At 73.4% G+C, this 24,576-nt stretch carries 24 protein-coding genes, 1 pseudogene and 1 riboswitch; of the genes and pseudogenes, 15 read left to right on the top strand and 10 right to left on the bottom strand.

Annotated features, from left to right (window positions below; all coding sequences use genetic code 11):
• The 5 genes from ACH5AC_RS31065 to ACH5AC_RS31045 all read right to left on the bottom strand — a co-directional run.
• On the bottom strand, window positions 1-714 hold a 714-nt coding region (locus ACH5AC_RS31065), incomplete at its 3' end, for an SGNH/GDSL hydrolase family protein (protein WP_398865567.1).
• 138 nt (window positions 715-852) lie between these two features.
• Window positions 853-2,199, bottom strand: coding sequence for a PHB depolymerase family esterase (locus tag ACH5AC_RS31060; RefSeq protein WP_398865566.1), 1,347 nt, complete (start codon window positions 2,197-2,199; stop codon window positions 853-855).
• A 584-nt stretch (window positions 2,200-2,783) separates the two neighbouring features.
• Window positions 2,784-3,962: an acyl-CoA dehydrogenase family protein gene (locus tag ACH5AC_RS31055; RefSeq protein WP_398865571.1), complete on the bottom strand. Its 1,179-nt coding sequence runs from the start codon at window positions 3,960-3,962 to the stop codon at window positions 2,784-2,786.
• Window positions 3,963-4,115: 153 nt separating this feature from the next.
• A complete protein-coding gene (locus tag ACH5AC_RS31050) occupies window positions 4,116-4,874 on the bottom strand; it encodes a CbtA family protein (protein ID WP_398865565.1) in 759 nt (252 codons plus the stop codon).
• Window positions 4,875-4,899: 25 nt separating this feature from the next.
• Window positions 4,900-5,121 carry a CbtB-domain containing protein gene (locus ACH5AC_RS31045; RefSeq protein ID WP_398865564.1) on the bottom strand — a complete coding sequence of 74 codons (222 nt, stop codon included), beginning with the start codon at window positions 5,119-5,121 and terminating at the stop codon, window positions 4,900-4,902.
• A gap of 34 nt (window positions 5,122-5,155) precedes the next feature.
• Window positions 5,156-5,307, bottom strand: a riboswitch (cobalamin riboswitch).
• A gap of 424 nt (window positions 5,308-5,731) precedes the next feature.
• Here ACH5AC_RS31045 and ACH5AC_RS31040 point away from each other — a divergent pair.
• Window positions 5,732-6,307, top strand: coding sequence for a histidine phosphatase family protein (locus ACH5AC_RS31040; RefSeq protein WP_398865563.1), 576 nt, complete (start codon window positions 5,732-5,734; stop codon window positions 6,305-6,307).
• A 75-nt stretch (window positions 6,308-6,382) separates the two neighbouring features.
• Here ACH5AC_RS31040 and ACH5AC_RS31035 read toward each other — a convergent pair whose 3' ends face one another.
• Complete coding sequence (locus ACH5AC_RS31035) at window positions 6,383-6,757, bottom strand: ferredoxin (RefSeq protein ID WP_398865562.1); 375 nt, start codon at window positions 6,755-6,757, stop codon at window positions 6,383-6,385.
• A 140-nt stretch (window positions 6,758-6,897) separates the two neighbouring features.
• Here ACH5AC_RS31035 and ACH5AC_RS31030 point away from each other — a divergent pair, with 140 nt between their 5' ends.
• Window positions 6,898-7,263 carry a DUF6479 family protein gene (locus ACH5AC_RS31030; protein ID WP_398865561.1) on the top strand — a complete coding sequence of 122 codons (366 nt, stop codon included), beginning with the start codon at window positions 6,898-6,900 and terminating at the stop codon, window positions 7,261-7,263.
• Window positions 7,264-7,317: 54 nt separating this feature from the next.
• Window positions 7,318-7,671: a hypothetical protein gene (locus ACH5AC_RS31025; RefSeq protein WP_398865560.1), complete on the top strand. Its 354-nt coding sequence runs from the start codon at window positions 7,318-7,320 to the stop codon at window positions 7,669-7,671.
• Window positions 7,672-7,728: 57 nt separating this feature from the next.
• Here ACH5AC_RS31025 and ppdK read toward each other — a convergent pair whose 3' ends face one another.
• The 3 genes from ppdK to ACH5AC_RS31010 all read right to left on the bottom strand — a co-directional run bounded on the left by ppdK (window position 7,729) and on the right by ACH5AC_RS31010 (window position 12,434).
• Window positions 7,729-10,416, bottom strand: coding sequence for a pyruvate, phosphate dikinase (gene ppdK, locus ACH5AC_RS31020; RefSeq protein ID WP_398865559.1), 2,688 nt, complete (start codon window positions 10,414-10,416; stop codon window positions 7,729-7,731).
• Between the two features lie 14 nt (window positions 10,417-10,430).
• Entirely contained in the window at window positions 10,431-11,396 is a 966-nt protein-coding gene (locus tag ACH5AC_RS31015; protein WP_398865558.1) for a universal stress protein, read from the bottom strand.
• 165 nt (window positions 11,397-11,561) lie between these two features.
• Window positions 11,562-12,434, bottom strand: a complete 873-nt coding sequence (locus ACH5AC_RS31010; protein WP_398865557.1) for a fructosamine kinase family protein — start codon at window positions 12,432-12,434, stop codon at window positions 11,562-11,564.
• A 480-nt stretch (window positions 12,435-12,914) separates the two neighbouring features.
• Here ACH5AC_RS31010 and ACH5AC_RS31005 point away from each other — a divergent pair, with 480 nt between their 5' ends.
• From ACH5AC_RS31005 to ACH5AC_RS30950, 12 genes and pseudogenes are all read left to right on the top strand, one after another.
• Complete coding sequence (locus ACH5AC_RS31005) at window positions 12,915-13,424, top strand: hydrogenase maturation protease (protein ID WP_398865556.1); 510 nt, start codon at window positions 12,915-12,917, stop codon at window positions 13,422-13,424.
• Entirely contained in the window at window positions 13,421-15,718 is a 2,298-nt protein-coding gene (hypF, locus tag ACH5AC_RS31000; RefSeq protein WP_398865555.1) for a carbamoyltransferase HypF, read from the top strand. The genes ACH5AC_RS31005 and hypF overlap by 4 nt, the downstream gene beginning before the upstream one ends.
• Before the next feature lie 5 nt (window positions 15,719-15,723).
• Complete coding sequence (locus ACH5AC_RS30995; protein WP_398865554.1) at window positions 15,724-16,002, top strand: HypC/HybG/HupF family hydrogenase formation chaperone; 279 nt, start codon at window positions 15,724-15,726, stop codon at window positions 16,000-16,002.
• 91 nt (window positions 16,003-16,093) lie between these two features.
• On the top strand, window positions 16,094-17,239 hold the full coding sequence (locus tag ACH5AC_RS30990; protein ID WP_398865553.1) for a 4Fe-4S dicluster domain-containing protein: 1,146 nt from the start codon (window positions 16,094-16,096) through the stop codon (window positions 17,237-17,239).
• Entirely contained in the window at window positions 17,236-17,700 is a 465-nt protein-coding gene (locus ACH5AC_RS30985) for a Crp/Fnr family transcriptional regulator (RefSeq protein WP_398865552.1), read from the top strand. The genes ACH5AC_RS30990 and ACH5AC_RS30985 overlap by 4 nt, the downstream gene beginning before the upstream one ends.
• Window positions 17,697-18,503, top strand: coding sequence for an FAD/NAD(P)-binding protein (locus ACH5AC_RS30980; protein ID WP_398865551.1), 807 nt, complete (start codon window positions 17,697-17,699; stop codon window positions 18,501-18,503). The genes ACH5AC_RS30985 and ACH5AC_RS30980 overlap by 4 nt, the downstream gene beginning before the upstream one ends.
• A 1-nt stretch (window position 18,504) precedes the next feature.
• The gene (locus tag ACH5AC_RS30975) at window positions 18,505-19,281 is read left to right on the top strand and encodes an oxidoreductase (RefSeq protein ID WP_398865550.1); all 777 of its coding nucleotides are present in this window, start codon (window positions 18,505-18,507) and stop codon (window positions 19,279-19,281) included.
• Window positions 19,278-20,654, top strand: a complete 1,377-nt coding sequence (locus ACH5AC_RS30970) for a Ni/Fe hydrogenase subunit alpha (protein ID WP_398865549.1) — start codon at window positions 19,278-19,280, stop codon at window positions 20,652-20,654. The genes ACH5AC_RS30975 and ACH5AC_RS30970 overlap by 4 nt, the downstream gene beginning before the upstream one ends.
• On the top strand, window positions 20,647-21,285 hold the full coding sequence (locus tag ACH5AC_RS30965) for a CBS domain-containing protein (RefSeq protein ID WP_398865548.1): 639 nt from the start codon (window positions 20,647-20,649) through the stop codon (window positions 21,283-21,285). The genes ACH5AC_RS30970 and ACH5AC_RS30965 overlap by 8 nt, the downstream gene beginning before the upstream one ends.
• Before the next feature lie 25 nt (window positions 21,286-21,310).
• Complete coding sequence (hypD, locus tag ACH5AC_RS30960; RefSeq protein WP_398865547.1) at window positions 21,311-22,414, top strand: hydrogenase formation protein HypD; 1,104 nt, start codon at window positions 21,311-21,313, stop codon at window positions 22,412-22,414.
• Window positions 22,411-23,445, top strand: a complete 1,035-nt coding sequence (gene hypE / locus ACH5AC_RS30955) for a hydrogenase expression/formation protein HypE (RefSeq protein ID WP_398865546.1) — start codon at window positions 22,411-22,413, stop codon at window positions 23,443-23,445. The genes hypD and hypE overlap by 4 nt, the downstream gene beginning before the upstream one ends.
• Before the next feature lie 164 nt (window positions 23,446-23,609).
• A pseudogene (locus ACH5AC_RS30950) lies at window positions 23,610-23,997 on the top strand (DUF899 family protein); the annotation flags it as partial.
• 12 nt (window positions 23,998-24,009) lie between these two features.
• Here ACH5AC_RS30950 and ACH5AC_RS30945 read toward each other — a convergent pair.
• Complete coding sequence (locus ACH5AC_RS30945) at window positions 24,010-24,573, bottom strand: hypothetical protein (RefSeq protein WP_398865545.1); 564 nt, start codon at window positions 24,571-24,573, stop codon at window positions 24,010-24,012.
• Window positions 24,574-24,576: the final 3 nt, after the last annotated feature.

Genomic DNA, 24,576 nt, shown 5'->3' with positions numbered 1-24,576 from the left:
GGCGGGGTTCCTCAGCCACCCCGCGCTGTCCGCGGCCCGGACGCCGCGGTGGAAGGCGTCGGCCATCTTCTGGTAGCCCGCGTCGTTGGGATGCAAGGGGTCGGCCAGGTCCGCCGTGGTCAGACTGCTCATGTCGACGAACGCGACACGCTTGCCCGCGGCCTGGGCGTCCCTCACGATCTGGGGGATGGCCTGGTTGTACGTGCCCCGCCACTGCTCCTCCGAGCTGTTGGTGGACACGACCAGGGAGGCCACGAGGACGGTCGCGTCGGGGACGTCGGCGGTGATCTGGTCGACCAGCGCCCTGAGTTCGGCGATGGCGGCGTCGGGCCCGGAGGCCCCTATGAGGTCGTTGGTGCCGATGTGCAGCGTCACCACGTTGGGCCGGTAGCGGGTCAGCGAGGCGTCGGCGAGTGCGGCGATCTTGTTGATCTGGTATCCGGAGTGGCCTTCGTTGTCGGGGTCGGACATCGAACCGCCCCGCACCGTCCCCACGAAGTCCAGCGGATGGCCGTCCGCCGCGAGCCTGTTCCACAGCGGCCCCCGATAGCCGTTGCCCGTACTGCTTCCCACACCCCACGTTATGGAATCGCCCAACGGCATGACCCGCAAAGGCGTGTCGGAAGCGGCGGAGGCAGGGGCCACACCTGCCGCTGTCCCCCCGAGCGCGGTGGCGACAACCGTGCTCAGGGAAAGAATCCAAGACTTTCTCATGACATACCTCTTTGGGTGCAGAACAAGGGGAGTTGACGCTCAGGAGCCGCGGAGGTCCGCCGCCGCTTCGCGGGTGTGCCTGAGCTACGTGTGGGCGCGATCACGAGCCACGTCCAGCAGAGGGGCAGCGGGTCGTTGTCAGCCGAGGCGCCACTGCTGGTTGCTGCCGCCGTTGCAGTCCCACAGTCCGACCAGTGTGCCGCTGGCGGTGGACACACCGGTCACATCCAGGCACAGGCCCGACTGGACGCCGGTGATGGTGCCGTTGGAGTTGAGGTTCCACTGCTGGTTGGTGCCGCCGTTGCAGTCCCACAGCACGACTTTGGCGCCGGCCGCGGTGCCGGCCGCGTCGAGGCACTTCGCACCGCCGTAGACGGTGAGCTGCTTGGTCGACGTTCTGGTCCAGGTCTGGTTCGTGCCGCCGTTGCAGTCCCAGATCTGTGTCTGGGTGCCATTGGTCTGAGAAAAGCCGGGCACGTCCAGGCACTTGCCGGAACCGGTGGCGCGGATCGGACCTGCGGTGGTCCCGCCGGAGCCGTCGAGTCCGAAGAAGGCGATGGCCCGGGCCGCCATACCGCTGGCGGGCAGGCTGTGCCCGGCGCCCTGGATGCTGATCGCCTCGACCGGGGCCTGCGCGCCGGTGGAGCCGTAGCGGGTGCGGGTCCAGTCGGCCTGCGGGGAGTCGGTGAAGACCGGGGTCTGGCTCACCCCGAGCACATTGGTCCACTGCTTGATCTCTTCACCGAAGTTCGGGTAGCGCAGCGCGTCGTCCTCGGTGCCGTGCCACAGCTGCATCCGCGGCCGGGGGCCGGTGTACCCCGGGTAGGCGTTCCGGACGAGGTCGCCCCACTCCTGCGGGGTCTTGGTGATCTGGCCGGTGGCGCAGGCGCTGTTCCAGCCGGAGCCGTCGGTGGTGGCGAAGCAGCCGAACGGCACGCCCATGAATGCCGCACCGGCCTTGAACAGGTCGGGGTAGTCGCCGAGCAGGACATTGGTCGTCATCGCGCCGGACGAGGCGCCGGTGACGTAGACCCGGTCGGCGTCGGCGTTCATGTTCTGCACGGTGTATCGGACCATCGAGGCGATGCTCGTGGGGTCACTGCCCCCGTCGTGCTTGAGCGCCTGGGGCGAGGAGACGTCGAAGCACTGCCCGCTGACGTTCGCGTCCGGGTAGACGACGATGAACCCGTGCTGGTCGGCCAGGCGGGCGAACTCCGTGTTGGAGTAGAAAGTGGGCGCCGTGCCGGTGCAGTAGTGCACTGCCACCACCACTGCCGGGCGTGCCGGAGCGTTGTCCGGCCTGTAGACGTACATGCGCAGGTTTCCGGGGTTGTTGCCGAAGTTGGTCACCTCGGTGAGTGACGCGGCCGACGCGGTGGTGGCCGAGGTGCCGGTCAGTACGAGCGCCGCGATCAGCGGCGAGACCCCCATCAGCAGGGCTACCAGTACGTCTCTGACGCGTCTCTTCTTGGACTTCCGGGACATGACGCTGTCCTTTCTGGAATCCGGCGCGGCGCGGGCGATGCTCCCGGTCTGCTGCCGAACCGGAGTGGCGGGCACGGTGGTTGCTGTGGTCCAGGGCGTAGGGAGCACACCTCAAGCGGAGGAAGCGGCAAACGGCTGGTGAAGCGCTTCGACGGTTCCATTACCCTGGATGCGGTGTCAATGCCTGTGGGGAATCAAGGCTGCGTTGCCCTCATTCCTCTTGTTTCGCCAGAAAATTCTCATTATCTTGAGTCGTCAGGTGAAGCGCTTCGACACCTCGCAACCGCCCGCCAGGCGTGCAGCCTGTGAAGACCCGGCAGGGTGTGCAGGCGAGGGGGACGGGGCCGAGCTCGATCTGCACGGCGTGCACGGTCTCGGCTGGATACGGAGCACGTCGTTCAGGAGGGCGACGGCCGTCAGGTCGTCGGTGCGATCGGCCAGTGCCGCGAGTGCCGCGCAGTGCCCAAAGAACGGTTCAGGCGCGGCTTCAGGTCGAGGCACGCCTGTCGCGGGCCCCTACGCACCTCTCGTGGCCAGGGCGCGCGCGGAAGCCGGCGCACAGATTCTCAATGGTCACACGAGTGTCAGCGGCGCACCCGGGGCATCCCCAGGCCGATCCACGAGATGATCTCGCGCTGGATCTCGTTGTTGCCGCCGCCGAAGGTGAAGATGACGGCGGAGCGGTAGCCGCGTTCGAGTTCGCCGTGGAGGACGGCGCCGGCCGAGCCCTCCTGGAGGGCGCCCGGGGCGGCGACGATCTCGAGGAGCCAGGCGTAGGCGTCCCGGCGGGCCTCGGAGCCGTAGACCTTGACGGCGGATGCCTCCTGGGGGGTGAGCGTGCCGTTCTGGAGTGCGCCCACCATGCGCCAGTTGAGCAGCTTCAGGGCGTCGAGGCGGACGTGGGTCTGGGCGAGGCGGCGGCGCACCCAGGGGAGGTCGACGACGCGGCGGCCGTCGGCGAGTTTGGTCCCGGTGGCCCAGCGCTGGACGTCGTGCAGGGCGCGGATGGCCATGGTGCCGTGTGCGGCGAGGGTGACGCGCTCGTGGTTGAGCTGGTTGGTGATCAGCCGCCAGCCATGGTTCTCGGCGCCGACACGGTGGGAGACGGGGACGCGGACGTTCTCGTAGTAGCTGGCGGTGGTGTCGTGCGAGGCGAGGGTGTGGATGAGGGTGCAGGAGTATCCGGGGTCGGTGGTGGGGACGAGCAGCATGGTGATGCCCTTGTGGGGCGGGGCGTCGGGGTCGGTGCGCACGGCCAGCCACACCCAGTCCGCGGTGTCGCCGTTGGTCGTCCAGATCTTCTGGCCGTTGACGAGGTAGTCGTCGCCTTCACGGACCGCCCGCGTCCGCAGGGACGCCAGGTCCGTGCCCGCGTCCGGCTCGCTGTAGCCGATGGCGAAGTCGATCTCGCCGGAGAGGATGCGGGGCAGGAAGTACGCCTTCTGCTCCTCGGTGCCGTACCGCATGATCGTCGGGCCGACGGTGTTGAGCGCCATCAGTGGCAGCGGTACGCCGGCCCGGGCGGCCTCGTCGAAGAAGACGAACTGCTCGACGGGGGTCAGGCCGCGCCCGCCGTACTCCTTCGGCCAGCCGACGCCGAGCCAGCCGTCGGTGCCGAGGCGGCGGATGGTCGTCCGGTAGAAGCGTTTCGCGGCGACCGGGTCGGCGTGCCGGGCGTAGGCGTTGTCGGGCACCAAATCGGCGAAGTAAGCGCGTAGTTCGGCACGCAGTCGGAGCTGCTCGGGGGTGTGGTCGAGGTGCACGGCGTCGCCTCCTGGCTGCACAGGGCCGGTCTCCTGACGGCGCACACCGTAGAACGTGTTTCAGTAATTGGGAATGCTGGTGCGGGGAGGAGTACGGGACGGGAAGACCCCCGTGCCCGGAGGCGACGGGGGCCTGGACGGTGCCCGAACGGGTCAGTGCGGTACGGGAGTCGCCCGGGTGAGCGACTCCGGCCGTACGGCCTTGGGGGCCAGTGCCCGCTCCGCCAGTTCCCCGAAGATCAGCCCGAAGGCGGTCCACAGGGTGGCCTGGACGGCCAGGGCCGCCAGGCGGAACTTCCACATCAGCAGGGCCGGGAAATGGTCCGGGACCTCGTTGAAGGACGGCAGGAAGGCGTACGCCAGGCCGACGACGAGGACGAAGAACGCGCCGGCGGCGACGGTCGCGTTCCAGTTGCCCAGGCGCGGGGCGAGGCGTTTGCCCAGGATCACGGTGGCGACGGCGAGCAGCACGCTCAGCACCACCATCAGGAAGTACAGGGTGGTCCGCCGGCCGATGGTGTCGGGGTCGCCGACGGCCGGCGGGTTGGCCGGGTACTTCAGGAACGGGACGACGTAGACGGCGAGCAGGCCGGCGACCGCCAGGAGCAGCGCGCTCGCGCGCGGCCCGAAGCGGCCGATGCGGCCGAGTGCGAAGCAGTACGCGAGGGCGGCGATGCCGCCGAACGCGACGCCGTAGACGAGCACACCGGTGGACAGGCCCGCGGTGGACTGCATCGTACGGCTCACGGGTTCCGCGCCGCCGTGTTCGTGCGCGTGCGCCTCCTCGAAGGCGATGGCCGCGTCGACGTGCGGCTCGCCCAGGAAGTAGGCGACGACCAGGGCGATCAGGCCCGCGGCGAGACCCGCGAGCATGCCGCGCACCAGGAGGGTACGGACGGTTGCCGAGTTCATGGGGCTGTCGGTTTCCTCACCGCCGTCAGTGGCAGGGGAAGCCGAGCAGGTGGCGGGCGTCGTGCACCCACTCGTGGACGCCGTCGCCGGACGTCAGTGCGGTGGCGCCCTGTTCGGCGCCGACGAAGTAGAGCAGCACCAGCATCAGGATGCCGAAGAAGACCGCCCAGGGGGCGATCGCCGAGAGCGGCAGCTTGGTCGGTACGGCGGTGGGTGTAGCGCTGGGCTGGACGGCGGACTGCGCCATGGCAGGACCTCCTGGGGAACTCGCGTCCCGGCTCGGTGGTGCACAGGACGACGGCGCGGGTCTGACTCATCCCCTCCCGCACCGAGGTGCGTCGGCGGACTCACAGTGGCGCGACCGTGCCGGAGTTGCACCGGCTTCCGCGTGCCGTCGTCGATTTCGCCCGAGACCGTACCGCGAAACCGCAGCTCGGGCCAAGGGCGCGTGCCGCGGTGGCGGGCGCCCCCGGGTGGGGCGGGTCGGTCGCTGCGGCAGGATGGGCGGGCATGAGGGGGGCGGTGGACGAACTGGCGGGGCGTTTGGGGCGGGTGGGGCTGGAGTCGCGGGCGCCGTGGCGGGGCCGACGTGGTGCCGCCGTTCCGGCTCCCCGCCGTCCGCGCGGGGGGCGTGCGCGGCAGCCGGTGCGCTCAAGTAGCCATGGATGGAGGCTTGTTGGCGGTCGGGCGCCGTGTCCCCGCCTGGGGCCGGGTCTGCTCCTGGGCCGCGATCCTGGCTGTGGGGCGCACGGCTGGACGTGGTCCGGCGGCCCGGACATGGGCGAGGGTGGGGACGGCGGTGCCGGATGCGGCGCCCCGCGCCGACGAGACGAAGATCACTGTGAGGAAGGTGTCCTGTGACGGTCCGGCTGATGCTGGTCTCCCCCGCGCTGAGCGCGGGGTTGCGTGAGGCGCGCTTCGAGGACGGGGGCTCGCTGGACGCGGTGGGGCTGCGGCAGGCGCGGGGGTCGGCGGGGGCGCTGGGCGTGGTGGAGCGGGCCTGGGTCTCGCCCACCGTGCGCTGCCGGGAGACGGCGGCGGCGTTGGGGCTGCACGCGGCGGAGGCGCCGGAGCTGGCGGCGATGGACGCGGGGCGCTGGCGCGGTGAGACGCTCACGGAAGTGGCGGCGCGGGAGCCGGAGGCGCTGGCGGCGTGGCTGGCCGATGCGGGGGCCGCGCCGCACGGTGGGGAGTCGGTGCGGGCGGTGTGCGACCGGGTGGGGGCCTGGCTCGCGTCGGTGTCCGGACTGGCGGGGCGGGTGGTCGCGGTGGTCGAGCCGGAGCTGGTTCGGGCGACGGCGGTACGGGCTCTGGGGGCGCCGGAGTCGGCGTTCTGGCGCACCGATGTGCCCCCGCTGACGGTGGTGGAGCTCACCGGTCGGTCGGGGCGGTGGAACGTACGGATGGGGCGGACTCTGGACGGCGGGGCGTAGCTGGGGGTGCGCTGGCCCGCGCCGGCGGGGTGCCGCTGCGCCCCAGCGGCAGGACTGCCCGGAGCTTGGGCGTGCCTACGTCAGCGTGCTCAGGAAGTCCGTGCATGCCTGGGCGCAGGAGCGGCAGGCTCGGGACGCCGCCTCGGCGTCTGGTTCCGTGTCGAAGGTGTCGGCGCTTTCCAGGCATACGGCCCGGCACCATTCCAGCTGGACGCGGAGGCCGGTCTCGTCGAGGCGGTTCTGTTCGGACAGGACCCGGCAGGTCGCGTCGCACGCCTCGGCGCACATGATCCCCTTCCGGCGGGCGGGTTCGTGCTGTCCGGAGCCGGTCGGGTCCACGAGGCTCGCACGCATCGCGCAGAGGCGCGCACACTCGGTACACGCCTGCGCGCACGCGAAACGCTCCTCCAGGAACCGGTAGAGCTCCTGCTGGGTGGGCGACGAAGTCACACCGCGCGAGTAGCCCCGAGCGCACGGGCCAAACCTGCCCCCGCCGCACGGCGTGCGCCGGTTTGGCGACGGTGTGTGAGGGGAACCCGGGACGGGGTCCGGACGCGGTTCACGCCCGGTTGGAGGGGTATTCGGCTGGTATGAGTAGTGCATCCGTGCAGTTGGCCGCCACCAGCGGCCTGCTCAGCCTGGCGCTGTTCGCGGTCGCACTGGCCGTGGTGGCCATGCTGGGCGGCGCCTTCTGGCTGGGCAACCGAATCAAGCTGCGCGAGCCGCCCCGGCCGCGCCCCGAGGAGCAACCGCATGTGCCGCCGGGCGGTCCGGTGCACGAGATCCGGGAGAACCGGGAACCCGACGAGGTGCCCCGGACCCCCGAGGGCGGTCGTCCTCTGACCCCGTACGAACTGACCAACATGCAGACCCGGCCGAGCACGTCGACGAAGCGGCCGCGCTGGAGCAAGGGCAGCAGCGGCTCGTTCGGCGGCGGCGGCCTGGGCGCGCACTGAGGCGCACCCGCCTGCGGCCGGCGTCGGACCACCGTAGGAACGGAAGTGAGATCCATGGCCGACCCCGGCCGCAGCAGCCTGCCACTGCCCGACTACGACCATCTGCCGATCGGAGGTCTGGAGAGCCGGGTGCGTTCTCTGACCGCCGGGGAGGTGGAGGAGCTCCTCGCCTATGAGCGGACCCACGCCGACCGGCTGCCGATCACCGAGGTGCTGACGTCCCGGCTGGAGCAGCTGGAGGCGGGCGCCGAGCCGACGTCCGGCGATCCGGGTGCCCTGCGTCCGGAGCAGTCCGAGCGGCAGACCGGTTCCCCGGTGTCGCCGGCGACCTCGCCGCAGCCCTTCAGCCCACCGCCGCACGGCACCCCCGACCAGCGGGGCAAGCCGAAGGGTGATCGCACCACCTGATCCGTTCCCCGACCGGGGGCGGTGCCGTCGGGCACCGCCCCCGGCGTCATGACCGGGTCACCGGGTGTCGCTGGTCCCCGTCGTCTCCGCGAGGGCCGCCCGGCCGGCCTCCAGTCGGGCGGCCGGGATCCGGAAGGGCGAGCAGGAGACGTAGTCCAGGCCCGCGTGGTGGAAGAAGTGGATCGAGTCGGGGTCGCCGCCGTGTTCGCCGCACACCCCGGTCTCCAGATCCGGGTTGACGGCGCGTCCCGCGTCGACGGCCAGCTCGACCAGCCGGCCCACGCCCTCCTGGTCGAGCGTCTCGAACGGCGACACCTCGAACACGCCCTTCTCCATGTAGAGCGGGAAGAAGGACGCCTCGGCGTCGTCGCGGGACAGACCCCAGGTGGTCTGGGTGAGGTCGTTGGTGCCGAAGGAGAAGAAGTCGGCGGACCGGGCGATGCGGCCGGCGGTGAGCGCGGCGCGCGGCAGTTCGATCATGGTGCCGATGGGGCAGTCGAGGGCGGTGCCGGTCTCGGCGGCGACCTCCGCGAGGACGCGTTCGGCCTCCGCGCGCGCCAGCCGCAGCTCCTCGACGGTCCCGACCAGCGGGATCATGATCTCGGCGCGCGGCCGGCCCCCGTCGGCGAGGCGCCGGACCACCGCCTCGGCGATCGCCCGCACCTGCATGGCCATCAGCCCGGGCACGGCCAGGCCCAGCCGCACCCCGCGCAGGCCCAGCATGGGGTTCTGTTCGTGGACGCGCTCGACGGCTTCGAGCAGGGCCCGGTCGTACGGGTCGGGCTCCTCGGCCTTGGCGATGCGGACGGCGAGTTCGGTGCGGTCGGGCAGGAACTCGTGCAGCGGCGGGTCGATGAGGCGGATGGTGACCGGCAGGCCGTCCATCGCCTCCAGGATGCCGGTGAAGTCGGAGCGCTGCAGCGGCAGCAGCGCGGCCAGCGCCCGCTCGCGGGCGGTGTCGTCGCGGGCCAGGATCATCGCCTCGACGAGTTCCCGCCGCTCCCCGAGGAACATGTGCTCGGTGCGGCACAGCCCGATGCCCTGGGCGCCCAGCGCGCGGGCGCGGACGGCGTCCTCGGGGGTGTCGGCGTTGGCGCGCACCTCCAGGCGGCGTACCGAGTCGGCGTGGCCGAGGGACTCCAGGACGGCCGTGGTGAGCGGTCCGGTCGCCGTCCCCGTCTCCAGGGCGCCGGCCACGGCCGAGGCGGTGAGCGGGAGGGCGCCGAGGTGGACGGTGCCGGCGGTGCCGTCGACGGACACCGTGTCGCCCTCGCGGACCACGGTCCCGGAGGCGGTCGTGAACCGCCGGGCCTCGGTGTCGACGGCGAGTTCCTCGGCACCGCACACGCACACCTTGCCCATGCCGCGGGCGACCACGGCCGCGTGGCTGGTCTTGCCGCCCCGGCTGGTGAGCACCGCCTGCGCGGCGATCATGCCGGGCAGGTCGTCGGGGGTGGTCTCGCGGCGCACCAGCACGGTGGGCTCGCCGGCCGCGGCCCGCCGTACCGCCTCGGCGGAGTCGAAGACGACGGCGCCGACCGCCGCTCCGGGCGAGGCGGGCACACCGTGGGCGAGGGGCTCCTCGGCGGAGGTGGTGTCGAAGCGGGGGAACATCAGCCGGGTCAGCGCGGTGCCGTCGACGCGCATCAGGGCCTCGTCGGCGCTGATGGCGGTCTCCTCGCGCAGGTCGTGGGCGATGCGGAAGGCGGCCTCGGCGGTGCGCTTGCCGACGCGGGTCTGCAGGATCCACAGCTTGCCGCGCTCGATGGTGAACTCGATGTCGCACAGGTCCCGGTAGTGGTTCTCCAGGGTGCGCATGTGGTCGCCGAGCTCGACGTAGGCGCGCGGGTCGAGTTCCTTCAGGGCGTGCAGGGGCAGCGCGTCGCGGACACCCGAGACGACGTCCTCGCCCTGGGCGTCGGGCAGGTAGTCGCCGTACACGCCGCGTTCGCCGGTGGCGGGGTCGCGGGTGAAGGCGACGCCGGTGCCGGAGTCGTGGCCGAGATTGCCGAAGACCATGGCCTGGACGTTGACGGCGGTGCCGAGGTCGTCGGGGATGTGCTCGCGGCGGCGGTAGACCCGCGCGCGTTCCACGTTCCAGGACCGGAAGACGGAGCGGATGGCACGGCTCAGCTGCTCGGCGGGGTCCTGCGGGAAGTCCTCGCCGGTCTCCCGGCGGACGATCTCCTTGAACTCCTCGGTGATCAGGACGAGTTCCTCGGTGTCGAGTTCGTCGTCGGCCTTGACGTGGCGGTTGGCCTTGTGGGCGGCGAGGGCGTGCTCGAAGAGGTCGCCGTCCACCCCCAGCACCGTACGGCCGAACATCTGTACGAGACGGCGGTAGGAGTCCCAGGCGAAGCGTTCGTCGCCGGACGCCTTGGCCAGGCCGTGCACGGAGTCGTCGTTGAGGCCGATGTCGAGGATGGTCTCCATCATGCCGGGCATGGAGAAGCGGGCGCCGGAGCGGACGGACACCAGCAGGGGGTCGCCGGCGGCGCCCAGGGAGCGGCCCATGGCGTGCTCCAGGCCGGCCAGGGCGCGGGCCACCTCGGCGCCGAGTTCCGGCGGTTCCTCGCCGGTCGCGAGGTAGGCCCGGCATGCCTCGGTGGTGACGGTGAACCCGGGCGGCACGGGCAGCCCGAGCCGGGTCATCTCGGCCAGTCCGGCTCCCTTGCCGCCGAGCAGGGCGGCCATCTCCCGGCTGCCCTGGGCGAACGTGTACACGTACTGCGTGGGCGTGGTCATCGGGGCTCGACCTCTCAGGTGTGCGGGACGACGGCGACGGGACAGCCGGCGTGGTGGATGACGGCGTGGGTGACGGGTCCGGTGCGCGGCCTCGCCGGGCGGTCGGTGACGCGGCGGCCGACGACCAGCAGCCCGGCCGAGGACGCGGCGCGGATCAGGGGGGACGGGGCGCGGCCCTCGGTGACGGTCTCGGTGACCTCGACGCCGGGGTACTTGTCGCGCCAGGGCTGGAGCACGGCGGTCAGGAAGCCGTGCCACTCCTCCAGCCGCTCCGGTCCGTCGAGCAGGCCGAGCTCGCCGGGGCCGAGGGCGGTGGGGCCGAGCGTGGCGGGGCCGATCATGGTGGTGCCGAGCGTGGCGGGGCCGAGGCCGCCGAACGCGGCGGGCGGCCGGCACGCGTGCACCACGCGCAGGCGCGCGCCACGGGTCCGGGCTGCCTCGAAGCCGTACTCGATGACCTCGTCGCAGGGGTCGTCGAGGTCCAGGCCCATGACGACGTCCCGGTAGGGCGTGCGGGTGGAGGCGCTTCCGTCGGCCGCCGGGAGGTGTTCGTCGGCGGCCTCCTCCCCCGCCCGGACCAGTACGACGGGCAGCTCGGCGCGGGCGACGACGCCCAGCGCGACGGAGCCGACGAGGAAGCCGGTGAAGCCGCTCAGTCCCCGCGAGCCCAGCACGAGCAGGTCGGCGCCCTGGGCGGCGGTCAGCAGGGCGGCCGTCGGCGGCCCTTCGACCTGCCGGTCCTGGAGGGCGACCACGCCCGGGCAGGTGCGGCGGATCCGGTCCTCGGCCTGGCGCAGGGCGCGCCGGGCCAGGTGCCTCAGGGCAGGGTCGGCGGGGGTGCCGCCGCGGTGTGAGGGCCGGTTCCAGGCGTGGAGCAGGCGCAGTGGCCTGCCCCGGCGTACGGCCTCGCGGGCGGCCCACTCGGCGGCGGCAAGGCTTTCGGGGGATCCGTCGACTCCGGCGATGACGGGGGGCAGCATGTGCGCACCTCCTGCGCTTCAGTCTGCGCTTCGGTCTGCTCTCGGTGCCCAGCGTTGCCCCGGGCGACGGGGGCAGGTAGGGGCCGCCAGGGCTCTGCGCGGGTCCGTTCGGCCCCTGAGGGAGGTGCCGTGGGGCGGAGGAGGTGCCGGGTCCGTGCTGGTCGGTCAGCCGATACGGTCGGCCGCCGTCAGCGCCTGTTCCGCGTACTGGCGGCCGAAGAGGACCGCGTGGACCAGGAGGGGGAAGAGCTGGTGGAGGGGGATGCGGTCGGGCCAGCCGTCGGCCAGCGGGGTGACCGACTGGTAGCCGTCCAGAATGCGGTCCAGCTGCGGGCAGCCGAACAGGTGCAGCATCGCGAGGTCGGTTTCGCGGTGGCCGCCGTGGGCGGCCGGGTCGATGAGCCAGGCGCGGCCGTCGCCGTCCCAGAGGACGTTGCCGTTCCAGAGGTCGCCGTGGAGGCGGGCGGGCGGTTCCGCCGGGCCGGCGAGGTCGGGGATGCGCTCGCACGCCCGTTCAAGGACGACGGCCTCGGCGGGGCGGATCGTGCCGGCGTCGACGGCGGTGCGCAGATAGGGCAGGACCCGGTGCTGCGCGTACCAGGCGGGCCAGTCGTCGCCGGTGACGTTGCGCATCGGGGCGAGGCCGATGTACGCCTCCCGGGGGCCGTCCGGGGGCGGTGCGCCGAACGCGGGAGCGCCGGTGGCGTGCAGTGCGGCCAGTTCGCGGCCGAACCGGAAGGCTCCCTCGGGGCTGGGGCGGCCGTCGGGTACCCGGTCGGAGACCAGCCAGCGCTCGTCGTGGCCGTGCACGACGGGTACGGGCACGGTGCCGGTGTCGGCCAGCCAGCGCAGCCCGGCCGCCTCGGCCCGCGCCGCGCGGGGGGCGTCCGCGCGTTTGACGATCACGGTGCGGCCGTCGTCGAGGACGACCTCGACGAGCGCGCCGGCCAGCGGGCGCAGGCGCAGGGCAGGGGTGTCGGTGAAGTGGGCCGCGGCGGCCAAGGCGCCGTCCTGGGAAGCTGGTTGAGCTCGCTGCACGGTGACCAGCGTACGTCGACCGGGGCACCCGACCATCGGCCCCGGCGTCGCGGGCAGGCCGACGAGAAGGACCTCAGCAGGAGGAAGCCCACCGGGGAACTCCTCGACTCACCCGCCCCGGCAGCCCCAGGACCACCGGGGGACGCCTCTGCCGGCCCACCACACACGGCCCCCGGACACTGCCCGGCCCCCGGCCCCGGACACCACCCCACGCCCGTCCCCCGAACCCACCCGCCCCTGCAACAGGCCCAAGACCACCAGCACACACCCCTACTGGCCCACCACACACGGCCCCCGAACACTGCCCGGCCCCCGGCCCCGGACACCACCCCACGCCCGTCCCCCGAACCCACGGACACCACCCCCGCCCCGCCCCGGCCCTCGCCCGGCTCCGGCTCCTGAGCCGTCGGGCGGTTCAGCCCCCGTGTCCGGGTCCTTCGGCCCCTGTGGAGCGTGGGGTCGGTGGCGCAGGGTGTCGGTATGAGGGCGCGGGAATCGATCGTCGTCGTCGGCGTCGGGAACGACTTCCGGCATGACGACGGTGTGGGCTGGGCCGTGGTCGCGCGGCTGCGGGAGCGGGCCGGCGCCGGTGCGGGGCCGGGGCCAGGGCCGGAGTTCGCCACGTGCGACGGGGACCCGGGGCGGCTGATCGGGCTGTGGGAGGGCGCCGCGCTCGCCGTGGTGGTGGACGCCGCGCACGCCCATCCGGGCCACCCCGGCCGGGTGCACCGGCTGGAGGTGGACGGCGGGCGTCTGGACCGCCCGTCGGCGACCAGCTCGCACGGGCTCGGCCTGGGCGAGGCCGTGGAACTGGCCCGGGTGCTGGGCCTGTTGCCCGAGCGGCTGGTGGTGTACGCGGTGGAGGGCGCGCAGACGGACTTCGGGACCGGTCTGACCCCGGCGGTCGCGGCGGCCGTGGAGCCGCTCGTGGACGCCGTCGAGGAGGAGATCGCCCGCCATCGCAGGGCGACGGCCGGGAGGCCGGCATGACCGTACGGCACTTCGAGGTGTACGGCACCGTGCAGGGTGTCGGCTTCCGGCCGTTCGTGTACCGCACGGCCGCGGGCCTCGGTCTGGCCGGCTGGGTCGCCAACATCAACGGCCATGTGGAGGGCGAGGTCGCCGGACCGCCCGCCGCCGTCGAGGAGTTCGCCGCCCGGCTACGGGCCGACGCGCCCGCCCTCGCCCGGGTGCGCCGGGTACGGCTGAGCCCGGGCGCGCGGCAGCCGCCGTCCGAGCGTGGCTTCCAGGTGCGCCGCAGCACCCCGGCGCCGATGGAGACGACGGCACGCGAGGTGCCGCCGGACGCCGCGCTGTGCGACGCCTGTCTGCGCGAACTGCGCGACCCCGCCGACCGGCGCCACCGCTACCCCTTCATCAACTGCACCGACTGCGGCCCGCGCGCCACGATCATCGAGGATCTGCCGTACGACCGGGTCCGCACCACCATGCGGCGCTTCCCGCTGTGCAAGCGGTGCGCGGCCGAGTACGCCGACCCGGGCGACCGCCGCTTCCACGCCGAGCCGGTGGCCTGCCCGGTCTGCGGTCCGGCCCTGGCGTGGGAGGGCCTGCGCGGCGAGCGGGCGCTCCAGGCGGCGGTGGCGGCCGTCGCGGACGGGCGGATCGTCGCGCTGAAGGGTCTCGGCGGCTACCAGCTGGTGTGCGACGCGACCGACGAGCGGGCGGTGGCGGAGCTGCGGCGCCGCAAGGGGCGGCCGGTGAAGCCGTTCGCGGTGATGGTCGCGGACCTGCGGGCGGCGGCCCGGCTGGCACGGATCAGCACGTCGGAGGAGCGCGCGCTGACCGCGCCGGAGCGGCCCGTCGTGCTCCTCGCCCGCCGTCCCTGCCCGTCCCGCAGGCGGCCGCCGCTCGCCGCCGGGGTGAACCCGGGGCTGTCCCGGGTGGGCCTGTTCCTGCCCACGACCGGGCTGCACCACCTCCTGCTGGACGAGCTGGCCCGGCCGCTCGTGGTCACCAGCGGCAATCTCTCCGACGAGCCCATCGCCGTCGACGACCGTGCCGCCCGGCGCTCCCTGGCCGGTGTGGCGGACGGGTTCCTCACCCATGACCGGCCCATCCGCTCCCGTTACGACGACTCGGTGCTGCAGTTCGCCGGGCAGGTCCGGATCACCGTCCGCAGGGCCCGGGGCCTCGCCCCGGCGCCGCTGCCGCTGGACACGCCGGTGCCGCTGGCGGCGGCCGGGGCCCAGCTGAAGCACACGTTCACTCTGGCCGCCGACGGCCGGGCCCACCTCGGGCCGCACACCGGTGATCTGTCCGACCTGGCGGCCCACGAGGCGTTCCTGGGGTCGTACGACCATCTGCGGCGGCTCACCGGCATCGAACCGGCCGTCGTCGCGCACGATCTGCACCCCGGCTATCTGTCGACCCAGTGGGCCGCGGCGCAGCCGCTGCGGCGGATCGCCGTGCAGCACCACCACGCGCATGTGGCGGCCTGCGCCGCCGAGCACGGGGTGCGCGGCCCGTTCCTCGGCGTCGCCTACGACGGGCTCGGCCTCGGTGACGACGGCACGCTGTGGGGCGGGGAGATCCTCGTCGCCGATCTGGCCGGCTACCGGCGGGTGGGCCGCTTCGCGACCGCGCCGCTGCCCGGCGGCGAGTCGGCGGTGCGGCATCCCGCGCGGACCGCCCTCGGCCGGCTGCTCGGCGGCGAGTCCCTCGGCTTCCCTCGCCCCGACGCCCGGCTGGTCCGGCCCTTCACCGACCGGCTGGACCCCGCGGAGGCCACCGCCGTCCGCGCGATGATCGCACGCGGCGTCAACTGCCCGCGCGCCTCCAGCGCCGGTCGCCTCTTCGACACGGTGGCCGCGCTGCTCGGGCTGTCCTGCGGGCAGGTGTCGTACGAGGGCGAGGCCGCCGTACGGCTGGAGGCGGCGGCCGGCGAGGAGCGGGCCGTGCCGCTGGCGCACCGGGTGGTGCGGGTGGGCGGGCTGTGGGTGTACGACCCGATGCCGACCCTCGCGGATCTGCTGCGGCGGCGGCAGGACGGGGAGCCGGTGGGGACGCTGGCGGCGGCCTTCCACCAGACCCTCGCGGTGGTGACCAGCAAGCTGGTCGGCCATGTCGTGGCCGAGGGTGGCCCGCGGACCGTGTGTCTGGGCGGGGGGTGTTTCGTCAACCGGCGGTTGTTGACCGATGTGCGCCGGCGGCTGCACGCGTTGGGGCTGCGCGTGCTGGTCGGGGGCCAGGTGCCGGTGGGTGACGGCGGTATCAGCTACGGGCAGGCGGCGGTTGCCGCGGCGCGGCTGGCGCGGGAAGGGTGAGAGCGGTGTGTCTGGGGATTCCGGGACGGATTCTGTCCATGTACGACGACGCCGGGCTGCGGATGGCCACGGTGGATTTCGGGGGCGTACGGCGTGAGGTGTGTCTGAGTTGCACGCCGGGGGCGGGGGTGGGGGCGTATGTGATCGTGCATGTGGGGTTCGCGATCAGTGAGGTGGACGAGGGGGAGGCCGAGCGGACCCTTGAGGTTCTGCGGGCCATGGCCGGAGCGGTGGAGGGGGAGCTGGGAGAGGCGTTGCCGCAGAGGAACCGCTCGGCCCCCTGACAGGGCCGGTCAGCCCCTGCCCATCGGGGGGCACTCGGGATGACTCTGACGGTGGACGCACGCGTAGTCCCCTGGGACCTGGAGGAGCGTCATGAGCGTCAGCCGGGATGGGTTCGTCATCGATCGGGCGGGGCTGGACGCGCTGGTCAAGGCCCTGGTCGCGCGGGGGCGGACGGTCGTCGGGCCGACAGTTCGGGACGGGGCCGTGGTGCTGGCGGAGCTGGCGTCGGCCGAGGAGTTGCCGTACGGGTGGGGGGTCGAGCTGGAGGCCGGGCGGTACCGGCTGGTGCGGCGGGAGGACGGGGCCGCGTTCGCGCACAGTGCGGGGCCGCAGTCCTGGAAGTCCTTTCTGCATCCGGCGCGGGAGCGGCTGTGGAGCGCCGACCGGACGGCGGACGGTGGCGTCGGGTTCCGGGCCGAGGAGCCCTCGGCGCCGTCGTACGCCTTTCTCGGGGTACGGCCCTGTGATCTGCGGGCCATCGCGATCCAGGACCGGGTGCTGACCGGGGGGCGGTTCCCGGACGACGGGTACGGGGCGCGGCGGCGGGGCGCGCTGCTGATCGCCGTCGAGTGCACCGAGCCCGGTGCGACCTGCTTCTGTCTGTCCATGGGCGGTGGGCCGGCCGCCGATGCCGGGTTCGATCTGGCGTTGACCGAGGTGGTGGACGCAGACGGGCACCGGTTCTGGGTGCGGGTCGGGAGCGCCGAGGGGGCGGAGCTGATCGACGAGGTGCCGCACGAGCGGGCCGGCGCCGGTACGGAGGATGCCGCCCGGACGGCGGTGGAGGGGGCCCGGGAGCGGATGGGGCGGACGATGCCGCCGGTCGGTCTGCGGGCGCTGATGGGGGCGAGTGTCGAGGCCGAGCGCTGGGACGATGTCGCCGCCCGCTGTCTGACCTGCGGGAACTGCACGATGGTCTGTCCGACCTGCTTCTGTGTGACGACGGAGGAGGTCACGGATCTCACCGGGGACCACACCGAGCGCTGGCAGCGCTGGGACTCCTGCTTCGACCTGGACTTCTCCTATCTGCACGAGGGACCGGTGCGTTCCTCGCCGCGCGCCCGCTACCGGCAGTGGCTCACCCACAAGCTGTCCACCTGGTACGACCAGTTCGGCTCGTCGGGATGCGTGGGCTGCGGGCGCTGCATCACCTGGTGCCCGGTCGGCATCGACATCACCGAGGAGGTCGCCGCGCTGCAAGCCGAGCTCGAGACGAGGACGGAGGCCGAACGATGACTCCCTCGATCGCCCTGCGGCTGGCGCACGCGCTGCCGCCCGAGCACCGGGACCGGCTGCTGCGCACGGCCCGTGAGGTCGACCTGCCGGCGGGGACGCGGCTCTTCGACGAGGGCGGTGCGGCCGACCGCTTCTGGATCGTGCGCGAGGGCACCGTCGCCCTGGACATGCATGTGCCGGGTCATCCCACGCCGGTCGTCGAGACGCTCGGCGAGGGTGATCTGGTGGGCTGGTCGTGGCTGTACGAGCCGTTCGTGTGGCAGCTGGGCGCGCAGGCCGTCACCCGGGTGCGGGCCTGGGAGTTCGACGCGGTCGCCGTGCGGCTGATGTGCGACGAGGACGCGGCGTTCGGGCGTGCGGTCGGCCACTGGGTCGGCCGGGTGCTGTCGCATCGGCTGAACGCGGCGCGGGCCCGGCTGGTGGACCTGTACGGCGCGCATGTGACGGGGGACCTGCGATGACCGCCGTGCCCGTCCCCTACCTGGTGGCCGACCGTGTGCGGGAGACCGCGGAGACGGTCACGCTGCGGCTGGAGCCGTTCGCGGAGGCGCTTGCGGACTTCGCGCCGGGGCAGTTCGCGATGGTGCACTGCTTCGGGCGCGGGGAGATCCCGCTGTCGGTGAGTTCGGTGCAGTCGACGGGCGGTCTCGCCCACACCGTGCGGGCGGTGGGCGCGGTGTCCGAGGGGCTGTGCGCGGCCCGGGTCGGTGATGTGGTGGGGCTGCGCGGGCCGTTCGGCACCAGCTGGGAGCTGGAGCGGGCGCGCGGCCGGGATGTGCTGGTGGTGGCGGGCGGTATCGGGCTCGCCCCGCTGCGGCCGCTGGTCCTGCGCGCCCTGGCCGCGCCGGGGGCGTACCGCCGGGTGAGCGTGCTCGCCGGGGCGCGTACCCCGAGGGATCTGATCTCCCGTACGGAGTTGGCGAGCTGGCCGACCGCGTACACCGGCGTGACGGTCGACTGGCCGGACCCGGGCTGGCGCGGCGATGTCGGTGTCGTCACCCAGTTGCTGGGCCGGGCGCCCTTCGAACCGGCCGACACCTGGGCGTTCGTCTGCGGGCCCGAGCCGATGATCCGGGCCGGTGCGCGGGAGCTGGCCCATCTGGGAGTGGCCCCGGAGCGGATCCGGGTGTCGCTGGAGCGCAACATGCGGTGCGCGACCGGGCACTGCGGGCACTGTCAGCTCGGCGGGCTGCTGGTCTGCCGGGACGGGCCGGTGGTCGGCTGGGACCGGGCCGAACCGCTGCTGTCGGTAAGGGAGTTGTGAGATGAACACGCGCAACGCAACCGACGGCACACCCAAGCTCGCCGTCTTCAAGCTGGCCTCCTGCGACGGCTGTCAGCTCACCCTGCTGGACTGCGAGGACGAACTGCTCGCCCTGGCGGGCGCGGTGGACATCGCGCACTTCCTGGAGGCGTCCAGCGCGGTGACGTCCGGGCCGTACGACCTCTCGCTGGTCGAGGGGTCCGTCACCACGGCCCGTGACGCCGAGCGGGTCCGCGAGATCCGGGCGGCCTCCCGCCGCCTGGTGACGATCGGCGCGTGCGCCACGGCCGGCGGTATCCAGGCGCTGCGCAACTTCGCGGACGTCGAGGAGTACCGGCGGGTGGTCTACGCGCACCCCGAGTACATCGACACCCTGGCGACCTCCACCCCCGTCTCGGCCCATGTGGACGTCGACTTCGAGCTGCGGGGCTGCCCGGTCGACAAGGGGCAGCTCATCGAGGTGCTCACCGCGTTCCTGGCCGGCCGCAGGCCGGACGTGCCGAACCACAGCGTGTGCTTCGAGTGCAAGCGGCGCGGCACGGTCTGCGTCACCGTCGCCCACGGCACGCCCTGTCTGGGCCCGGTCACACATGCCGGGTGCGGGGCGCTGTGCCCGGCCTACGGGCGCGGCTGCTTCGGCTGCTTCGGCCCGTCCGGGTCGGTGAACCTGCCGGCGATGATCCCGCGCCTGCGCGCGGACGGGCTCGACGACGACGCCGTGGAGCGGTTCCTGCGGACCTTCAACGCTCCTGCTTTCGCGAAGGAGGCGGACCGGTGACGCATCGCGGATCCCGTGTTCTGCACGTCGGATCGCTCTCCCGGGTGGAGGGCGAGGGCGCGCTGCGGCTGGACGTGCAGGGCGGCACGGTCACCGGGGCGCGCCTGGAGATCTACGAACCGCCGCGGTTCTTCGAGGCGTTCCTGCGGGGCCGCTCCTACACGGAGCCGCCGGACATCACGGCCCGGGTGTGCGGCATCTGCCCGGTGGCGTACCAGATGAGCGCGTGCGCGGCGATCGAGGACGCGTGCGGTGTCGAGGTGGATCCGGTGATCCGGGAGCTGCGCCGGCTGCTGTACTGCGGGGAGTGGATCGAGAGCCAGGCGCTGCACATCCATCTGCTGCACGCCCCGGACTTCCTGGGCCGGCCGAGCGCCATCGACCTGGCGCGCACCCATCGGGCGGAGGTGGAGCGGGGGCTGCGGCTGAAGAAGGCGGGCAACTCGCTGATGGAGCTGCTCGGCGGACGGGCCGTGCACCCGGTCAACGTACGCCTCGGCGGCTTCCACCGGGCGCCGACGCGCGACGAACTGCGGCCGGTGCGGGAGGAGTTGAAGCGGGCGCTGGACGACGCGTGGGGTGCGGTGCGCTGGGTGGCCGGGTTCGGGTTCCCGGACGCGGACGCGGACACCGACGCCGATCTGCTGGCGCTGGCCGCGCCGGACACGTACGCCATCGAGGGCGGCACGCCGACCGTGCTGCGCGCGGACGGCAGCCGTTTCTCCTTCGACGTGCGGGACTTCACCGGTCATGTCGCCGAGACGCAGGTGGCGCACTCGACCGCGCTGCACTCGCGGCTGGACGGACGGCTGCATCTGACCGGCTCGCTGGCGCGGTACTCGATCAACGGGCGGCGGCTGTCGCCGGTGGCCAGGGAGGCGGCTCTGGAGGCCGGGCTGGGTGATCCGTACGAGGGGGTGGGGTGCCGCAACCCGTACCGGTCGATCCTGGTACGGGCGGTGGAGACGGTGTACGCCGTCGACGAGGCGCTGCGGATCATCGCGGGCTACGAGCCGCCCGAGCGCCCGTACGCCGAGGTGCCGCCGGTCGCGGGCGTCGGGCACGGGGCGACGGAGGCGCCGCGCGGGGTGCTGTACCACCGGTACGGGCTGGACGCCGACGGTGTGGTGACCGACGCGCTGCTGGTGCCGCCGACCGCACAGAACCAGGCGGCGATCGAGGACGACCTGCGGCGGCTGGCGCAGCGGGCCCTCGACGCGCACGCCGATGGAGGACCGGCCGACGACGAGCTGACGGACCTGTGCGAGCGGGCGATCCGCAACCACGATCCGTGCATCTCCTGTTCCACCCATTTCCTCGACCTGACGGTCGTCCGCACCTCAGGGCACACCTCGGGAGGACGCGATGCCTGAATCCCCGTACCGCGTGAGCGATGTGATGACGCACACCGTCGTCGCCGTGGGGCGTGACGCCCCCTTCAAGGAGATCGTCGAGCTGTTCGACCAGTGGAAGGTCAGCGCGCTGCCGGTGCTGGAGGGCGAGGGCCGGGTCATCGGGGTGGTGTCCGAGGCGGATCTGCTGCCCAAGGAGGAGTTCCGGGGCGTCGACGACGGCGCGCTCGGCGATCCCTCGGAGCTGGCGGAGCGGGCCAAGGCGGGCGGCACCACGGCCGGCGATCTGATGAGCACGCCGGCGGTGACCGTGCACGCGGACGCCTCGCTCGCCGAGGCCGCCCGGATCATGGCCCGTCGGCACGTCAAGCGGCTGCCGGTCGTGGACGGAGTGGGTCTGCTCCAGGGTGTGGTCAGTCGTGGTGATCTGCTGAAGGTGTTCCTGCGGTCCGACGAGGAGATCGCGGAGGAGATCCGGCGGAGCGTGCTGACCCGGTTGCCCCTGACGTCCGCGCTGACGGTGTCGGTGGCCGAGGGCGTGGTCACCCTGGGCGGGACCATGCCCGAGCGCACCCTCGTGCCGGTGGTGGCGCGGGCCGTGCGGGCCGTGGAGGGAGTCGTGGACATCCGACTGGATCTGACGCACCGATGAAGACCGCACAGGTGAAGACGCACCGATGAAGTACCTCGACGAGTACCGCGATCCCGTGCTGGCCCGGCGGCTGCTGGACGAGCTGCGGCACACCGCCACGCGCCCGTGGCGGATCATGGAGGTGTGCGGCGGGCAGACCCACACCCTGGTCCGGCAGGGCATCGACGAGCTGCTGCCGGCCGGTATACGGATGATCCACGGACCGGGCTGCCCGGTCTGTGTGACCCCGCTGGAGACCCTGGACCGGGCCATGGCGATCGCCGCCCGGCCCGGGGTGATCCTGACCAGCTTCGGCGACATGCTGCGGGTGCCCGGCTCGGACACCGACCTGCTGTCACTGCGGGCGCGCGGCGCGGACGTGCGGGTGGTGTACGCCCCGATGGACGCCGTACGGCTGGCCGCGCGGTGTCCGGACCGGGAGGTGGTGTTCCTGGCGGTCGGCTTCGAGACGACGGCGCCGGCGAACGCCACGGCGGTGCTGCACGCGGCCCGGCTGGGCCTTGCGAACTTCTCGATGCTGGTCAGCCATGTCCTGGTGCCGCCCGCGATGACGGCGCTGCTGGAGGATCCGGACTGCGAGGTGCAGGCGTTCCTGGCGGCCGGGCATGTGTGCGCGGTGATGGGGTGGCGGGAGTACGAGCCGATCGCCGGCCGCTACCGGGTGCCGATCGTGGTGACCGGGTTCGAGCCGCTGGACCTGCTGGAGGGGATCCTCATGGCGGTACGGCAGCTGGAGTCGGGCCGGCACGAGGTGGAGAACCAGTACGTGCGGGCCGTGCGCCGCTCGGGCAACACGGCGGCGCAGGACGCGGTCCGCACGGTGTTCCGGGTCGCCGACCGGTCCTGGCGGGGCATCGGTGCGCTGCCCGACAGCGGGCTCGAACTCACGCCGGAGTACGAGCGGTTCGACGCGGCCCTGCGGTTCGACGTGGGCGGGCTGTGTCCCGTCGAGGACGCCGAGTGCATCGCCGGCGCCGTGCTCACCGGGGCGAGACTGCCCACCGACTGTGCCGCGTACGGCACCCGGTGCACACCCCGTCACCCCCTCGGCGCGCCCATGGTGTCGTCGGAGGGCACCTGTGCCGCCTTCCACGCGGCCGGACGGACTCCTGCGAGGAGCACACCATGACCATCGACTGCCCCATCCCGAACCACGAGGACGAGGTCGTGCTGCTGGGCCACGGCGCCGGTGGCCGGCTCACCGCGGAGCTGCTCGACCGGCTGATCCTGCCGGCCGTCGCCGGGGACACGGGTCCGCTGGAGGACGCGGCGCTGCTGCCCGGCCATCCGGATCTGGTGATCAGCACCGACGGTTTCGTCGTCAGCCCGTTGTTCTTCCCCGGCGGGGACATCGGGTCCCTCGCCGTGCACGGCACGGTCAACGACCTGGCGATGCGGGGCGCGTGGCCGCTGGCGCTGTCCGTGTCCCTGATCGTGGAGGAGGGGCTGCCGCTGGCCGAGCTGCGGGCCGTGATGGCCGCGCTGGGCAAGGCGGCGCAGGACGTGGGGGTGCCGGTGGTCACCGGGGACACCAAGGTCGTGGGCCGGGGGGCGGCGGACCGGCTGTTCGTCACCACCACGGGCATCGGCCGGCGGCACGAGACGCTGTGCCCGTCCGCCGCGCTGGCCCGCCCGGGCGACGTGGTGCTGCTGTCCGGGCCGATCGGGCTGCACGGCACCACCGTGCTCTCCACCCGTGAGGGCCTGGGCTTCGAGGCCGACATCGCCTCGGACAGCCGGCCGCTGCACCGGCTGGTGCGGGCCCTGGCGCCGCTCGGCGAGGCCGTGCACGTGCTGCGTGATCCGACGCGGGGCGGACTGGCCGCCGCGCTCAACGAGATCGCCCGGGACTCGCGGGTCGCCGTCGAGATCGAGGAGGGCGCGGTGCCGGTGCCCGGGGCGGTCGCCTCGGCCTGCGATCTGCTCGGCCTGGATCCGCTGGTCGTGGCCAACGAGGGCTGTCTGGTCGCCTTCGTCGCCGCCGACCGTGCCGAGCAGGCGCTGGCGGCGCTGCGGTCGCTGCCGGAGGGCGCCGAGGCCGTACGGGTCGGGGAGGTGCCGGCGGAGGAGGCGCCGGGGCGGGTGACACTGCGGACGCTGGTCGGGGCGCGGCGCATCGTGGACATGCCGCTGGGTGAGCAGCTGCCGCGGATCTGCTGAGACGCGGGCCGGCTCCCCGGGTTCCTGCCGATGCCGCTGGTGGCGTGGCGGTGCCTACCGAGAACACGTCCGTGCGCCTGCGATGAGTTCCGGCCGGGTCGCCGGTCTGTACGGGTGAACGTCGCCTGTAGGGCGCGGACACCACGAAGGACACCATGACGAGCACGCCGGAGGGCGACGCCATCGCCGCGGCCCGCCGCCGGCTGCCGATGGTCGAGTTCGACGGAGCCGTCGAGGTCGTCGGGCCCCACGGCCCGGTCCCGTTCCTGGACCTGTTGCAGGGCGCGACGAACTCGTGGTCTGCCAGCACATGTGGCACGACGGCGCGCCGCACCAGGGGCAGTGCGAGGGCTGTACGACCGCGGCCTGGCATCTGAAGGACGCCGTCTACCCGGGCCGTGCCAACGAGCGGGTCAAGGGTCCCTCGGCCTGCTCGACATGACGCCGTACGGCCGCGGCGAGGCGTGCTGCACCTGGCGCTCGCGTGCCGCAGTGGACCCGCCCCGGCGCGACCCCGTGCAGACCCTCGGCCGGCACGGCCACCACCACTGACCCGCCTTCGTCTCACGTGCGGCCGTGCGGCCGGGAGCGGTCCGGCGCCGTGCGGTGGCGGGACGCGTGGGCCAGTGCGACGGCGAGGAACACGGTGAGGACCGCGGCCGGGGCGGCGGCCGCGGTCAGCCAGTCCGTCGCGGTCTCGGGGCCCGTGGCCAGTTTCACGGTCGCCGTGACCACGGCCCCGACCAGGCCCATGGCGACGAGGGCGGCGACCACGTGGCGGGAGCGGGTGGGGTCGACCGGGGCCGGTCCGGGCCGCAGGTGCCGCCACTGGCGTTCCGCCTCCCGCTGCTCGTGGCGCCGCTGCACGGCGGCGCGGATCCGCAGGGCCAGCGCGGCGGCGGCCCCGACGGCGCTCCACGTGCCGTGTATCCACCAGGCGTCGGCCACGAGCAGCAGCACGGCCAGGGCGGCCGTCGTGCCCCAGCCGGTCACACAGGACGCGGCGGCCGTACGGCGGGAGGCCGGACGGTCGGCTCCCGCGCGCAGGTCGGCCAGCGCCGGTACGTACCAGACGCAGCCGGAGGCGGTCAGCGTCGTGGCCCCGAGGGCGAGAACGGCGTGGGCCATGGT

The sequence above is a fragment of the Streptomyces sp. NPDC018693 genome (genome assembly GCF_044391385.1).
Taxonomy (GTDB): Bacteria; Actinomycetota; Actinomycetes; order Streptomycetales; family Streptomycetaceae; genus Streptomyces.
Note: the sequence above shows the minus strand (reverse complement) of the source record. Positions and strands in the feature narration are given on the sequence as shown.